The 14,222-nt window shown below is 38.8% G+C and carries 16 protein-coding genes and 1 pseudogene; 8 read left to right on the top strand and 9 right to left on the bottom strand.

From position 1 onward, the window contains the following. Nucleotides 1-254: 254 nt before the first annotated feature. On the bottom strand, nt 255-659 hold the full coding sequence (locus I6F53_RS18970; protein WP_197240793.1) for a MerR family transcriptional regulator: 405 nt from the start codon (nt 657-659) through the stop codon (nt 255-257). Between the two features lie 100 nt (nt 660-759). Between I6F53_RS18970 and I6F53_RS18965 the strand changes: the two genes are divergently transcribed. After that, on the top strand, nt 760-1,998 hold the full coding sequence (locus I6F53_RS18965) for an NADH:flavin oxidoreductase/NADH oxidase family protein (protein WP_197240792.1): 1,239 nt from the start codon (nt 760-762) through the stop codon (nt 1,996-1,998). A 98-nt stretch (nt 1,999-2,096) separates the two neighbouring features. After that, nucleotides 2,097-2,285 (top strand): hypothetical protein, encoded by a 189-nt coding sequence (locus I6F53_RS18960; RefSeq protein WP_231616643.1) that lies wholly within the window; start codon nt 2,097-2,099, stop codon nt 2,283-2,285. A gap of 98 nt (nt 2,286-2,383) precedes the next feature. Here I6F53_RS18960 and I6F53_RS18955 read toward each other — a convergent pair whose 3' ends face one another. Further along, the gene (locus I6F53_RS18955) at nt 2,384-3,109 is read right to left on the bottom strand and encodes an aspartate/glutamate racemase family protein (RefSeq protein WP_197240791.1); all 726 of its coding nucleotides are present in this window, start codon (nt 3,107-3,109) and stop codon (nt 2,384-2,386) included. Nucleotides 3,110-3,224: 115 nt separating this feature from the next. Here I6F53_RS18955 and I6F53_RS18950 point away from each other — a divergent pair, with 115 nt between their 5' ends. Beyond that, nucleotides 3,225-4,106 carry a LysR family transcriptional regulator gene (locus tag I6F53_RS18950; protein ID WP_197240790.1) on the top strand — a complete coding sequence of 294 codons (882 nt, stop codon included), beginning with the start codon at nt 3,225-3,227 and terminating at the stop codon, nt 4,104-4,106. Between the two features lie 371 nt (nt 4,107-4,477). Here I6F53_RS18950 and I6F53_RS18945 read toward each other — a convergent pair whose 3' ends face one another. From I6F53_RS18945 to I6F53_RS18935, 3 genes are all read right to left on the bottom strand, one after another. Next, nucleotides 4,478-5,350 (bottom strand): nuclear transport factor 2 family protein, encoded by an 873-nt coding sequence (locus tag I6F53_RS18945; RefSeq protein ID WP_197240789.1) that lies wholly within the window; start codon nt 5,348-5,350, stop codon nt 4,478-4,480. Between the two features lie 118 nt (nt 5,351-5,468). Then, on the bottom strand, nt 5,469-6,347 hold the full coding sequence (locus tag I6F53_RS18940; RefSeq protein ID WP_170071504.1) for an AraC family transcriptional regulator: 879 nt from the start codon (nt 6,345-6,347) through the stop codon (nt 5,469-5,471). A 54-nt stretch (nt 6,348-6,401) separates the two neighbouring features. Further along, on the bottom strand, nt 6,402-6,830 hold the full coding sequence (locus I6F53_RS18935; RefSeq protein WP_197240788.1) for a PACE efflux transporter: 429 nt from the start codon (nt 6,828-6,830) through the stop codon (nt 6,402-6,404). Nucleotides 6,831-6,920: 90 nt separating this feature from the next. Between I6F53_RS18935 and I6F53_RS18930 the strand changes: the two genes are divergently transcribed. Both I6F53_RS18930 and I6F53_RS18925 read left to right on the top strand, forming a co-directional pair. Then, on the top strand, nt 6,921-7,796 hold the full coding sequence (locus I6F53_RS18930; protein WP_197240787.1) for a LysR family transcriptional regulator: 876 nt from the start codon (nt 6,921-6,923) through the stop codon (nt 7,794-7,796). Nucleotides 7,797-7,917: 121 nt separating this feature from the next. Further along, nucleotides 7,918-8,925 (top strand): zinc-binding alcohol dehydrogenase family protein, encoded by a 1,008-nt coding sequence (locus I6F53_RS18925; protein WP_197240786.1) that lies wholly within the window; start codon nt 7,918-7,920, stop codon nt 8,923-8,925. A gap of 67 nt (nt 8,926-8,992) precedes the next feature. Here the strand turns inward: I6F53_RS18925 and I6F53_RS18920 are convergent, their stop codons facing one another. Both I6F53_RS18920 and I6F53_RS18915 read right to left on the bottom strand, forming a co-directional pair. Then, nucleotides 8,993-9,940, bottom strand: coding sequence for a LysR family transcriptional regulator (locus tag I6F53_RS18920; protein ID WP_166421723.1), 948 nt, complete (start codon nt 9,938-9,940; stop codon nt 8,993-8,995). A gap of 1 nt (nt 9,941) precedes the next feature. Beyond that, nucleotides 9,942-10,847: a LysR family transcriptional regulator gene (locus I6F53_RS18915; protein WP_166421724.1), complete on the bottom strand. Its 906-nt coding sequence runs from the start codon at nt 10,845-10,847 to the stop codon at nt 9,942-9,944. Between the two features lie 104 nt (nt 10,848-10,951). Between I6F53_RS18915 and I6F53_RS18910 the strand changes: the two genes are divergently transcribed. Then, nucleotides 10,952-11,743: a DODA-type extradiol aromatic ring-opening family dioxygenase gene (locus tag I6F53_RS18910; protein ID WP_166421725.1), complete on the top strand. Its 792-nt coding sequence runs from the start codon at nt 10,952-10,954 to the stop codon at nt 11,741-11,743. 168 nt (nt 11,744-11,911) lie between these two features. Here the strand turns inward: I6F53_RS18910 and I6F53_RS18905 are convergent, their stop codons facing one another. Beyond that, complete coding sequence (locus I6F53_RS18905; protein ID WP_166421726.1) at nt 11,912-12,448, bottom strand: redoxin domain-containing protein; 537 nt, start codon at nt 12,446-12,448, stop codon at nt 11,912-11,914. A gap of 223 nt (nt 12,449-12,671) precedes the next feature. On the opposite strand from I6F53_RS18905, the gene I6F53_RS18900 reads away from it, so the two are divergent. After that, nucleotides 12,672-12,983: an EthD family reductase gene (locus I6F53_RS18900; protein WP_166421727.1), complete on the top strand. Its 312-nt coding sequence runs from the start codon at nt 12,672-12,674 to the stop codon at nt 12,981-12,983. A 27-nt stretch (nt 12,984-13,010) separates the two neighbouring features. Further along, nucleotides 13,011-13,688, top strand: coding sequence for a haloacid dehalogenase type II (locus I6F53_RS18895; protein WP_166421728.1), 678 nt, complete (start codon nt 13,011-13,013; stop codon nt 13,686-13,688). A 104-nt stretch (nt 13,689-13,792) separates the two neighbouring features. On the opposite strand, the pseudogene I6F53_RS18890 reads toward I6F53_RS18895, so the two are convergent. Further along, nucleotides 13,793-14,143, bottom strand: a pseudogene (locus I6F53_RS18890) (LysR substrate-binding domain-containing protein); the annotation flags it as partial. Between the last annotated feature and the right edge of the window lie 79 nt (nt 14,144-14,222).

The raw sequence follows: 14,222 nt of genomic DNA, 5'->3' as shown, positions 1-14,222 counted from the left end.
ACCATTTGATCATGAATTGAGCTTCAACTCAATTTCTTAAGATCTTACCTATGACATCCATGTAGGCAACAAAGAGTTAATCGTCCCTAGAAAGAACCCAAAGGGCAGCGTATGTTTGGTCTTTATGCTGCGTTATCGCCTATTTATGGGGAATAACCACACTACATAGGCTCTGCCTTGCCTGAAAACCAAGCATACTGCTGCAAATTCACCCACCAAAGATCAACACGCCCTGAATAAGCTGTATTAATTTATTAGTAATCTATCACTTTTAGTAATTCATTCAATTTGCCTTCTGGCAGGCATTCGCCTTTATCCCAATAAGAGTTTAGTAACGTAGTTAAGCTGCCAATACGTTGTGATTTTTTCTGTATTTGCGTTATTAATATGTCAGCTTCTTTTTGTTTTTGCTCTAAACGTTCAATTATTACAGTATGGTTTAGCTCGCCGTTTTTGTTGTGTAACAAAGGTATTTCGTCGAGTGAAAAGCCTAAGCTCTGTGAAAACTTAATTAACTGTAGTTTCTCTAAACTTTGTAGAGTGTATCGCCTATAACCATTAGCACTGCGAGTGCTTGGTGTTAGTAACCCTTTGCTTTCGTAAAAGCGAATAGTACTGGCGGGTATATTGGTAAGTTTTGCAAGTTCGCCTATTTTCATAACTAATAATAACTCCACTTTACATAAACTTAGTAGGTTGACCTTCAAGCTAACTTTAAGGTTATAGTTGTTTTAATGTCAATTTAATTAGCCAATAATTATGCGCAATCCTGTGTTTACCTCTTTTACATTACCAAGTGGTTTGGTATTAAAAAATCGTATTGCTAAAGCCGCTATGGAAGAAAACCTAGCGCAAGAGGATCAAACGCCCTCCCAAGCACTCAAAAATGTTTATAGCGCATGGGCTAAAGGCGGCGCCGGGCTAATTATTACCGGCAATGTAATGGTCGATCATTTAGCGATGACAGGCCCAGGTGGCCTTGTGCTAGAACAAAGTAGTGATATTACAGCCTTTGCTGAGCTTGCTCGTTTATCAAAGCAAAATAATTGCAAAGTGGTGATGCAAATTAATCACCCAGGTAGGCAAGTATTTAAAAAAATGGGTGGAAAAGCCCTATCTGCTTCAAATGTTGCACTTAATATGGGTAAGCACTCGCATTTATTTGGCGTACCTAAGGCAATGACGCAAACTGATATTGACGATGTTATTACCCGCTTTACACTAACAGCGCAGCAAGCTGAAAAAGCCGGTTTTAATGGCGTACAAATACATGCAGCGCATGGCTACTTACTTGCTCAGTTTTTATCGCCACTTACCAATAAGCGCGACGATAAATGGGGTGGCAATTTACAAAATAGAACCCGTTTACTGCTCGAAATAACCCGCAGTATTAAAGCAGCTTGCTCATCTACCTTTTCGGTTTCGGTAAAATTAAACTCTGCTGATTTTCAACGCGGTGGGTTTGAGCCCAGTGACGCGCAAGTTGTAGTGGATTTATTGAATGAACTCAATGTTGATTTTGTAGAGCTTTCCGGTGGCAGTTACGAAGCGCCTGCAATGCAAGGCAAAACCAGTGATGAGCGCACGCTTGCCCGCGAAGCATACTTTTTAGAGTTTGCAAAAGTTATTAGCCAACGCTCATCAATCCCAATAATGACCACAGGCGGCATTAGTCGCTTATCAATTGCTAACACTGTGATTGACAGTGGTGTTGCCTTAGTTGGCGTTGCTACAGCGCTTGCATATCAACCTAATTTAGTAAACAAATGGCAAAATGAGCCACTGCAGTTAGCTGTATTACCTAGTGTTACTTGGCAAGATAAAACCCTCGCAGGGCTTGCCACTATGGCACTGGTAAAAAGGCAAATACGACGTGTAGGCCAAGGTAAGCCTATAAAAATAAATGCTTCACCAATATTTACTTTAATTAGCGACCAACTACGTTCGGTTAAATTAACAAAGCGTTACCGAAAACGTTTTGCCAATGAGCTAAATTAAGCTTTTGGTTTTACTTTCTAATTTATTGTTTTTGTTTGGCTATTTATACATTTAAAAAATGTAATACAATTTCATATTGTGTTAGTGGGTATTTAAAAATGCACCATGATTGGCCTATGCAGCAAAAGTTTAACGCAATTAGCGAAATTGCATCAAAACACGGAATTGATATAAAAACGGCCGAGCAAATTAACGCAAATGTTGCTTCAATGAAAGTAACCATTCCTGATGCGTTTTGGAGTGAGCTAAAAGCTAAAAATCTAATTGAGCAAAACGCGCCAGTGTAAGCTTAGCTACTAAACCTGAACTAAGAGATTAATTATCCTGAGTTCGGGTTACTAAAGTGTGCTAGTGACTAAGCACACCATTTATAGCTAAATTAGTATTATGCAACGCTAAGTAGCTGCTCAGCTTGCTTTAACGAGTACGCCCAGTTAACACACTCTTGCGCTAAAATAGCGATGGTATCTAAGCATGTCTCGGGTGACTTACTGGCTTGTTCGTTTAGAACAAGCGGAATTTCGGTGCAACCAAATAGTACCGCATCAGCACCTTGAGCTAACATTTGCTCATAACTTTGGCTTAAAAGCGTGCGACCTAGGGCTAAATTCCCCGACTTAACCGCCGTTATACCTTGCATTACTAATACTTGTTGCTGCTCGTTTGGTTCAATAAATTCAATATTGTGCTCACTAAATGCCGTTTGATATATCCGCATATTGAGCGTAGCTGTGGTCGCTAATATCCCTACTTTACGTTTGCCCGTTGCCTTAGCGCGCTTAATAACACTTTGTACAATACTAATGGTATGTACATCAGCATTTTGCGTTAGTGCATCATACCAATAATGCGCAGTATTACACGGTATAACAATGCAACTTACACCTAGGCTAGTAAGTTCGTTAAAACCTTTTTTAAGCTCAAAAAATGGATTTTCATCTTCAATACCCATTAAAAATTTTGTGCGATCTGGAATTTGCGGGATATTCCTTATAAACATAGGTATATGTTCCTGATCGCTTTTAGCCGGTGATAAAGCAATTACTTGATTCATAAAAGAGGCGGTAGCTAATGGCCCCATTCCGCCCAATATTCCAAGTGTTCTAAGCATTGTTATATTCCGATAGGTTGTTACTGTATGAGTTGAATTTATCGTGTTTTTTTTGTTTTGAATAATGCTATTATTTTACAGCCCATGCTTAAATTGCATATCTTGAGTGAGTATTATGAATATAGAGAGTAAATGGTTAGAAGATTTTTTGGCCTTGTCTAATACAAAAAGCTTTTCGCAGGCCGCAAGGCTTAGGCATATAACGCAACCGGCTTTTAGCCGACGAATTAAAGCGTTAGAAGAAGCCGTAGGTGCAGAGTTAATAGACAGAGAAAACTTACCAATTACACTTACCTCAAGCGGTAAAATATTTCATATAACAGCGCGTAATCTAATAAACCAAATGAATACCTCAGTGAGTATGTTAGAAGAACTCTCCTCTGAAGAAATTCACTCGGTAAAGGTTGCTGCAGCGCACTCATTAGCTACGTTTTTAGCGCTAAAGCTGTCGAACTTTCATAGTGAAAGCGATCGTAAAGTAGTCCTTAATATAGAAGCCATTGATGTTGATAAAGCCACTGCTACGCTCGAGCAGGGCGCATGTGACCTACTTATTGCTTTTGATAACGAACGATTAAAGTTACCTCCGTTTAGTCATCAAAAAATAGGCAGTGCAGAGTTATTGCCAGTGAGTGCATGCAATGCAAACGGTAAGGCAATATACAATTTAGAAAGTGAAGGGTTTGTACCTCACTTAGCTTACAGTTTAGATTCTTATATGGGGAGGCAGTTAGAGCCGATAATATCGGGCTCTAAACTTAAAAAAGTATTTGTATCGTCGATGACAGAGCTTTTAAAAATACAAGCTTTAGAGGGTAACGGCATTGCTTGGTTACCAAACTACGTAATTACTAAAGAACTAAAAGAGAAAAGTTTAGTTGTGGTTGGCCAAAAGCATCATTGCGTGCCTATTACATATTATGCGTATCGGTATCATGCTGCGCTTCACCCTGGCGGCGAGAGCGTCTGGAATAAATTAAAAGAGCTAAATGTATAACGCAAAAAGTTACTGTAAACCCCCATTACAGTTAGCCGGTAAATTGTACAAAGAGTAAATTAGCCCTACTTAATAAATTAAGTAGGGCTAATTAGGGCGTGTTGATCTTTGTGGATTGAAATTTGTTCAATCTAGGGGCGATTAAATCGCGGCGCGAGGTTTGTAACCTAGTGGGCTAAGTAAAAATCGAGCAACAAAGAGTTAATCGTCCCTAGAAAGAACCCAAAGGGCAGCGCATGTTTGGTATTTATGCTGCGTTATCGCCTATTCATGGGGAATAACCACACTACATAGGCTCCGCCTTGACTAAAAAACAAACATACTGCTGCAAATTCACCCACCAAAGATCAACACGCCCTAGTCTGGTTTAATTAAAAACCAAATTTACCGTTGCTGTTCTGCCATTGTGCTTTTGCAGGAATAGTTTCAATGGTGTCCCAGTGCTCTACAATTTTGCCATTTTCTACACGAAATAAATCATAAAACGATACATGCTTATTCATAAATGTACCTTCGTTTACCGCTAAAACAAAGTTACCTTGGCCTAAAATAATATGGTTTTTGCTTACTATCATTGGCATGTTTAATTTAGCGAGTTCACCAAGGGCTTTACCTAAGCCGCTTAAATCGTCTGCAATTGCCGAGTTGTGCTGAATATACGCGCCTTTTTCACTGCTAATAAAGTCATTGATTTTAGCCATGTCGCCGTTAATTAAAATGGTATTTACAAAGCCTTTAACTAGCGCTTTATTGGCTTTTGTTTTACTCAAATCGGTAATCGCTGTTGCGCCATCTAACTGCGTACGGCCACTTGGATTTACAGGTGAAATGGCTTGTAAGTTATCCCAGTGTTCTACAATTTTACCGTTTTCAAACTTAAAAATATCAAAGCCAACTTTCGGACCAAAAAAGTTATATTCAGTATGTGTAACTGTGTAGTTACCATCAGAAAAAGCGCGTTTCACTTGCGCTTTTGCGCTGCCTTTAGGTAATTGCTGGAGTACTTCACCAAAACCTGCAAGGCCATCTTTAACGGCTAAATTATGCTGTGTGTATTGAGTTGGGTTTATATAGCTAATGGCTTTGGCATCGCCTGTTTCTATGCTTGAAATAACTGCAACCGCTTTATCTGTATTACTAAGTGTAGTTTGCTCAGATGTGGTTTTTTGTACACTTGCACATGCAGTTAAGCTAATAACTGCAGTCGCTAACACACTGCGAGTAAGTAGTGATAATGGTTTCATTGTAATGCCCTTATTTATTGGTATGCAGGCATTTTATGTAATATTTATAATGTGCAGTAGAGTGTAAGTTGGCGCTAAAATGGTAAAAATCGAACCCCGCCAATCTAAGCTAAGTCGGCTATAAAATAGTGGCACTATGGCGTACCTGAAACTGACTCGGTGTAGCTCCTGTTTGTTTTTTAAAATATTTTACAAAGTTGCTAGCATCTTCAAAACCAAAATCGTAAGCGAGTTTTTGTGTTGTCACATTGCTTATTATTAAGCGGCGTTTTATTTCTATTAAGGTAAATGCGTCAATCATTTGTTTAGCGGTAAGGCCAGTACTTAATTTGCAAATATGATTAAGGGTTTTGTAAGTTGTGTGCAATTTTTTTGCATACCAGTTGGCATCGCGAATAGTTAAAAAATGGCTTTGTAGCAAAGTATAAAATGTACCTAGCTTAATGCTTTGCTCTGGATTTATTTTATCGTGGCGTAATTGTGGACGTAACCTGTGCAACCCTAAAGCTAGCGCACTAAATAAATACATTACTATGAGTGGGTCTGATTGTGGGTGCGCTATTTCTATTTTCATTTCGTTTATTGCGCTTAATACTCGTGCTTGGCTATGCGTATTTAAGTTAAGTAATGGCGTATGTTGTTGGTTTAAATGGGTTGGTGTGTAATTTGGTAAGCGCATATTGGTATGCACGCGGTCTAAAAATGTTTGCGTAAACAATACAACATACCCTGTTGGTTGCTTACTAAAGTCGAACGCGTGCACTTGGTCGGGTTGCAAAAAAATAAGTGTGTTTGGCTCAAATGAATATTGTGTAAAATCAACCATGTGCTTTCCACTGCCCTGTTCTATATAAATAATCATATAAAACGAGACTCGATGCGGTATTTGCGGGTCGTGAGAAATTATATCTCGCTCATACAAATTACTAAGAGGCAATATTTCAAGCTCAGCTTGCGCTGACTTATCATGGTTAAAACCAATGTTAGGAATATCCATTCGGGCTTATTTTTTATGTGTTTTATAAAGTGTATGTGAGTTAGCTTTAGCTTATCAAGCACATTGCGATTTATTAACCCATTTTTTGTAAGGCTGATGCTTATCGTACAGTACATTAAAGATATACGTGTAAATGAGTATAAATACTAAAAAGCCTGCTTCTAATGCTGCAGCAGCCAGCCATGTAATATTTAAATACCAAGCGAGCACAGGCAGCGTTATTACAACCATACCCAGCTCAAAGCCACATGCGTGAGTAACACGAGTTAGTAAGCTGCGATCTTTTCGGTTATGCCCTGCTATTTTATCAAACACTATGTTGTAAATGTAGTTCCACAACATGGCAAAAATTGATAAACCAATACCTACTATTGCCATTTTTCCTGTTGCAAACCCACCAAAATAAACAGATGCAGGAACAATAATAAATAATGCAATCATCTCAAATATTAGGGCCTGAAAAATACGTTCTAATGTGTTCATGTATAAATAAGTTCTTTAGTGAATGACGAGACGGTTATTTTCATTCATTATTAAGATACATGTTAGTTAGCTGGTATCGGTAAAAGCGATATGTTTAGTATTGAACAACTTCAGGCATTTGTAGCTACTGTTGAGGCTGGATCGTTTTCGGCCGCAGCGCGTAGTTTAAGTAAAGCGCAGTCGGTAGTAAGTCAGCATATTATTAATTTAGAAATAGACTGTAATGCAACATTATTTGAGCGTACAGGGCGCTATCCACAATTAACGGATGCGGGTAAACAGTTACTACCTCAGGCTAAGGCTGTGCTTAATCAACACCAGCGATTAACAAGCTCTGCATTAGCACTAAACGAAAAAACACCAACCGAAATCACTATTGCACTTGACGAAGGGATCCCATTTAAAACTATCGCGAGTATTATTAGCAAGCTGCAAACTAAGTATCCTTATGTATCGCTTGAGTTTTTAAGTGCATCGAGCCATGACATAATTGACATGCTAAATAGCGAAAAGCCTATAACGGGTATTATTTTTAGTGAATTAAATATACCGAGTTACTTAGACTATGAATGTATTGGGGCGGTGAAATTTGATTTATATGTTGCTAAATCGCACCCTTTAGCGGGGGGCAGATGTGAAAATATGGATGGCCTTCGGCTACATCGACAACTTCTTCTTCGTTCGCGCAATACACAAACAAGCAGCTTTCAGCTAAAAATTAGCCCAGAGATTTGGTATGCCGATAATTACTTTGTATTACTCGAGCTAGCAATACAAGGTAACGGGTGGTGCTTATTACCAAACCATGTAGCTCTAGATTCAGTACAAAGTGGTGAGCTGGTTAAACTTCCTCTTGAGTTTGAAGAAATGGGTTGGTTGGCTAATGTTGATGTATTACAGCATCAGCGGCATAGTAATCAAAAAGTGTTTAAAGCGCTTCGAAGTGTATTACGAGGGCTGTTATAAAATTTCTATTGTGGGATATTATTTCCATAATGATTGGGCTTTTTACCTCTTTTTTAACTGCGCCGATAAAGCCAAAATAGCGTCATCAACACAGCGAATTAAACGACTAGAGGCAAAACACATGAAAGCAATTGGATATCAACAAAACTTACCTGTTTCAAACGAGCTATCACTTCAAGACATCGAACTTGAAATGCCAACAGCACACGGCCACGATATTTTAGTGGAAGTAAAAGCTGTATCTGTTAATCCGGCTGATTTTAAAATTCGTGAATCAATGCCAGCGCCAGAGGGCGAATACAAAGTACTTGGTTTTGATGCTACAGGCGTTGTTAAATCTGTTGGCGAAAATGTGTCTTTATTTAAACCAGGCGACAAAGTTTGGTATGCCGGCGATGTAACGCGTTCAGGTAGTAATGCACAGTTTCAATTAGTTGATGAGCGTATTGTAGGTAAAATGCCAACGACGTTATCTAACTTTGAAGCCGCAGCGCTTCCTCTCACTAGCCTTACCGCATGGGAGTTGTTGTTTGATAGATTAAACGTAGCTGAAAATGATGATTCTAAAAGTATTTTAGTGATTGGGGCTGCCGGCGGTGTAGGCTCAATTATGGTGCAACTGTTAAAGCAGCGCACTAAGCTTAAAATTATTGCTACAGCGTCTCGCGCCGAAACCACGTCGTGGTTAGAGGACTTAGGTGCCGATACTATTATTAATCACCGTAATTTATTAAGCGAAGAGTTTGCAGCTAAAAACTTAGGTGAAGTAGATTATGTTGTTAGCTTAAATAACACAGCTCAACACTTACCTGAAATAGTTAAAGTGATTAAGCCGCAGGGTAAGTTTGCACTGATTGACGACCCTGAAACGCTTGATATTATGCCATTCAAAACAAAATGTGTGTCGGTACATTGGGAACTTATGTTTACTCGTTCATTATTTAAAACAGACGATATGCAAGAGCAACACGTTATTTTAAATAATGTAGCGGCGATGATTGACGAAGGCCTGATTAAAACAACGTTTGGTGAGCATTTAGGCACTATTAACGCCGTTAATTTACGTAAAGCGCATCAGCATCTTGAAACGCAAACGGCTAAAGGTAAAGTTGTTTTAGAGGGTTTTTAAATAACCACTCTATAAATACATTTTGAGTATACAAAGCAAAGCCCCTAACGGGGCTTTTTTATATCTGTTATTTGTATAACTGTTTGTAATTAGGCATATGTTCAACCCAAAATGGCGGTGTACCAATATACTCTTGCACGGTTTTAATAAACTCACTTACCAATGGGGTTTGTTTACGATGAGGGTAAAGCGCGTAAATACCTGTGCCCATAGTTGATAGTTTATAATTAGTTAAAAGCGGCACAAGGCCCATTTTATCAATAGGTTCTTCTAAATTAAATAAATCGAGCATTACATACCCAAGCCCTGCTTTTACTGCATCGACCATAGCGCGTACATCACTCACTTTGTAATTGCCTTTCATTTTATGTATTTTTTGCTCATCACCATGAGGCTCAGTACTTAACTTAACTTGGTCGAGACTTACATCGCCATTGCCATAAATAATAGCGGGTAAAGCTAATAAATCCTCTGGTGTGGTAGGCATTCCGTGCTTTTTTATAAAATCATGTGATGCAACAAGCGCAAAGTGCATATTAGCAATTTTTTTAGCCATCAAATTAGAGTCGTTGAGTTTGCCTATTCTAAAGGCTAAATCGTAATGATCGGCAATAATATCGTTACGCTTATCGTCAAGCATCAAGGTTATTTTTACCTCAGGATACTTTTGCATAAATATATTAATAGCGGGCTGAATATACTGCTGACCAAAAAACATACCCGAGGTAATGCGTAAAATACCTTTTGGCTTTGCCTGATACGAGTCGGCTATGCTATGGATATCAGAAAGTGTATCAATAAGAATATGCGCTTGCGTTAAAATTTCCTCTCCTGCGGAGGTGAGCGAAAATGAGCGCGTTGAGCGATTTAACAGTTGCACACCTAAACTGGTTTCGAGCTTTTTAATTTGTTTAGACAGCGACGAATTATCCATATCATGCAGTGCTGCTGCTTTAGCAAATGAGCCTTGTTGCACTACATCTACAAATAACGTTAATTGATTAGTTATCGACATATCACTCTCCTAAATCCCAATAAGGAACATCGCCATAATAGCCACTGGTAAAGTCAACAAAAGCACGCACTTTACTGGGTAAAAACTGCCTATTAGCATACACCATGTAAAGCCCCATTGGCTCGGGCTCATAGTCTTTTAAAATGCGTACCACTTTACCTTGAGCCAGTGCCTCACCTGCTATAAACGTAGGCTGCATGGTAATACCGCCTCCTGCAATGGCTGTGTTTAGTAACAAATCACCGTTATTAGCTACTAAGTTACTTTCAAGCTTTAATTCATTTTTTAGCTCATCATAGCCTTTAAGTCTTTTTGTAGGCTCGGCGTGAGCATAGCGTAAATAGTTATGTTCTTGCAGCGCTTCTAATGTGGTTGGCGTGCCGTTTTGTTTTAAATAGGCAGGAGATGCAAATATTGCTAAGCGAATAGGCGCTACTTTCTTCGCTATTAATGTTGAGTTTTTTAACGTACCGATACGCAGTGCTATATCAATACCTTGCTCAACTATATCTACAAATTGATCGGTCAATCGTAAATCTATTTTTAAATTTGGATACTGCTTTTGAAAATCAACCAGTAACGTTGCCAAATGCTTAACCCCAAACGACATAGGCGCACTAATACTCAGCACGCCCGATACATTTTCGCTTAAGTTATTGAGTGAGTTTTCCATATCTTCAATATCAATAACGACCTGTTGGCAACGCTGATAATATTGGTTTCCGGCCTCTGTAACACTTACTTTTCGCGTTGTACGGTGCAATAAACGCGTGTGTAAATTGTCTTCCAACGCAGAAATATACTTGCTGACTAATTGCGGCGAAATATCGAGTTTATCGGCCGCTTTTGAAAACGATCCTTCTTGCACAACGGCTAAAAAGGCCTTCATAGTGGTTAGCTTATCCATTTTTAACAATATCTTGTTTGTAATTTATAAATAAATAGCACATTTATCACCAAATTAAAAAGTAATAAAATTGCTATATCAAAATAGACTCATTAGGTAATAGCATGACTCAGCCCGCTTTATTTATATCTCACGGCTCGCCAATGATGGCGGTACAGCAATCGGCAACCTCTGATTTTTTAACATCGCTTGGTCAAACTCTTAAAACACCGAGCGCTATTGTTATTTTTTCGGCGCACTTTGATATTGCTAACGATAAAACAACACACGACATAGTGATCACTGCCGGTAATGCACCGCAGACTATTCATGATTTTTATAATTTTCCTGCGCACATGTATCAAATTCAGTACCCAGCACCAGGTGAGCCCGTACTTGCCAATACCATTGCACAGCGTTTTAGCACTAAAGGTATTAAAGCTGTGCTTGATGCAAAGCAAGGGTGGGATCATGGCGTGTGGATACCACTGCGGTTAATGTATCCAGCGGCAAATATACCTATTGTGCAGGTGTCTATTAATACCCGTTTAGGCGCAAAGGCAATGTACGAATACGGGCAGTTACTTGCACCGCTTCGCGATCAAAATATATTAATTATTGGCTCAGGTGGCATTAGCCATAACCTACCCGAAATATTTAAAAAACCACCTACGCCTAATCGCGTTCAAATGGTTAATGAGTTTACTCAATGGGTTGAACAAACGCTTTTAGCGCAAAATACACCCGCGCTGTTAGATTATTTAAACCAAGCGCCCCACGTATTATTTAATCACCCTACCCAAGAGCACTTTTTACCACTTTTTGCGGCTATGGGAGCAGGTACAAATGAAGTTGAAAAAATATTTAGTGATATCGAAATGGGGGTTTTAGCGCTTGATGCGTATAAATTCACTTAAAAGGTTTGTATATGTAGGAGGGTTATTTAGTTTTTGGATTGGTTTTGCTTTTGCTTAAAGCTGCACGCAGGTTTTGTAACTCATTATAATAGAGCCAAGCGTTGTATCAATGCTCCAAGTTCAAGTGTTTTAAGCTTAAACTTGAACTTAGGGTGTTTAAATTAAAATTTAATAGTTTAAAGTACCACGAATTGGGTAATCATTTTTAGGATCGCGGATCCATGTAAGTCCACCTACCAAAGTTTTTAAATTTGGGCGACTAACAGGGTTATTTGCAATATCAATCACATGCAATTTACCGTGCTCATTGACTACAAATAGGCCCGGCTCACTAAAGTTATGATCGGTTTCTTTTGCAAAACGCGGTTTAGAAATATATAAACCAAGATCCTGCATCGACTCTTCAGTTAAGCCATATGCAATAGGGTACGAAATACTTAAGCTTGCCATGTGCTCCTCTAGTTGCGCTTTAGAGTCGCCCGATACTGCAATTATATCGATGCCTGCATCAGCCAGTGCCGACTTAACTTCTTCTAGCTCATTTAAAAAAGATGTACAAATAGGGCAATGTTTACCACGATAAACAAAAATAGCTTGCCACGGTAATCCATTTTCCGACTTTCCTAAATTAATTTCGCTGTCATCAATAAGCGTCACTTTTACTTGAGGAAATGTATCGCCAGGATGTAATTTTTGCGTGCTCATAAATAGCCTTAATTAATAATAGAATAAGATATCAACGACAAATATAAATTAATTTGAGCAAGTGTTCAATAATTAATTGAGCAATCGTTCAGTTTTGTTTATAGTGAGTTCAGCTACATCTATTTTATGATGTTTAATTAAAGCGCACTTATGGCTTACATCAATGTAAAAATTGGTACATTTAAGTGCACTGTTTGCACTCCCTAAAAGTTAGGATTTTATTATGATTAAAGTTTCAGTTCTATACCCAAATAAAGGCGATGCCCAATTTGATTTTGATTATTATTGCAATGTACATATACCTTTAATTACAGAGCTATTAGGGGATGCATTAATTAGTGGTTCTGTAGATGCCGGGCTTGCTGGCGGTGCACCAAACGAAGCGCCTGCATATATAGCGATGGGTCATCTTGTATTTGAATCGGTAGAATCATTTCAAAATTCATTTGGTCCACATACCGATAAAATTTTGGCCGACTTAGTCAACTTTACAAACACGCAACCACAAATCCAAATTAGCGAAATTAAGCTATAAATTTATATTCAAAATTAAGAGGGAAATATGGCAACTACACTCGCATTTGACGTATACGGCACGCTTATTAATACCCATGGTGTGCTGTCCTTACTCGACGACATGATTGGCGATAACGCCCAAGCATTTTCAAATACATGGCGCGAAAAACAACTAGAGTATTCGTTTAGGCGCGGCTTAATGCAAAATTATATTCCCTTTTCGCTATGTACAAAACACGCACTCGACTATGCGTGTTTAGCGCATAAAACACAGTTGAGTGACGCTCAAAAAACACAATTACTCGACAAATATAAAGTCTTGCCAGCATTCGACGATGTAAAAGCAGGCCTTAAACAATTAAAAGCACAAGACTATCGCTTGTTCGCATTTTCAAATGGTGCTGCCGATGCAGTAAATACTTTGCTAGAAACGGCAGGAATAAGTGAATACTTTGAAGGCGTAGTAAGCGCCGACGACGTTAAAACCTTTAAACCAAACCCAGGGGTTTATAGTCACTTTTTACGCGAAACCAATTCAACCGGCGCAAACACATGGCTTGTATCAAGCAACCCGTTTGATGTAACTGGCGCTATTTCGCATGGTATGCGCGCGGCGTGGATTCAACGATCTAAAGAGTCTATTTTCGATCCTTGGGAAATACAGCCAAATACCATCGCAACCGACTTACTCGATTTAAAAGCTAAATTAGAAAGCGTTAATTAATTTAACTACATCCCCTTTATGCTCGGTATTAAATTTTACATCGTCGGTGTAAAGGGGGTTTACGTTTTACCTATTTAGAGCAAGTTTTGTTTTTAAACGTAACTCTAACTACTAACTCCTGCCTTTATTAACTCAATCACCGTACTCATTCGTTTTGCCAATGGCCTGTTTCGGTGATGGCATACATAAATATTTTCGCTAATGGGGTTTGCTAAACAATGCGCTTTTATAAGTGCGGGTTTATTAAATGCACTTACTGCGTGTGCGGGTAAAACTGTAAAACCTAGCCCTAAGCTTACCGGCTCCAGTATTAAACTTATTTGATTACAAAATCCTGTGCACTTAATTTGGTCAACATGTTCAAACTCACCGTAGTTTTCGCTAAGTAAAAGCTGTGCATGGTGCTTTGCATCGGGGTGGCCAATAAAACCAAGCTCACATAAAGCCTCCCATGTTGTAACACCGATCAGTTAAGGTATTTTTGATCGGTTGACCGATCTTTTGGTTGCTTCACAATACCCTTATCATCTTTTG

The organism is Pseudoalteromonas sp. SWN29 (assembly GCF_015864465.1).
Classification (GTDB): domain Bacteria; phylum Pseudomonadota; class Gammaproteobacteria; order Enterobacterales; family Alteromonadaceae; genus Pseudoalteromonas.
The sequence above is the reverse complement of the archived record's forward strand: the minus strand, read 5'-3'. Positions and strand labels throughout refer to the sequence as shown.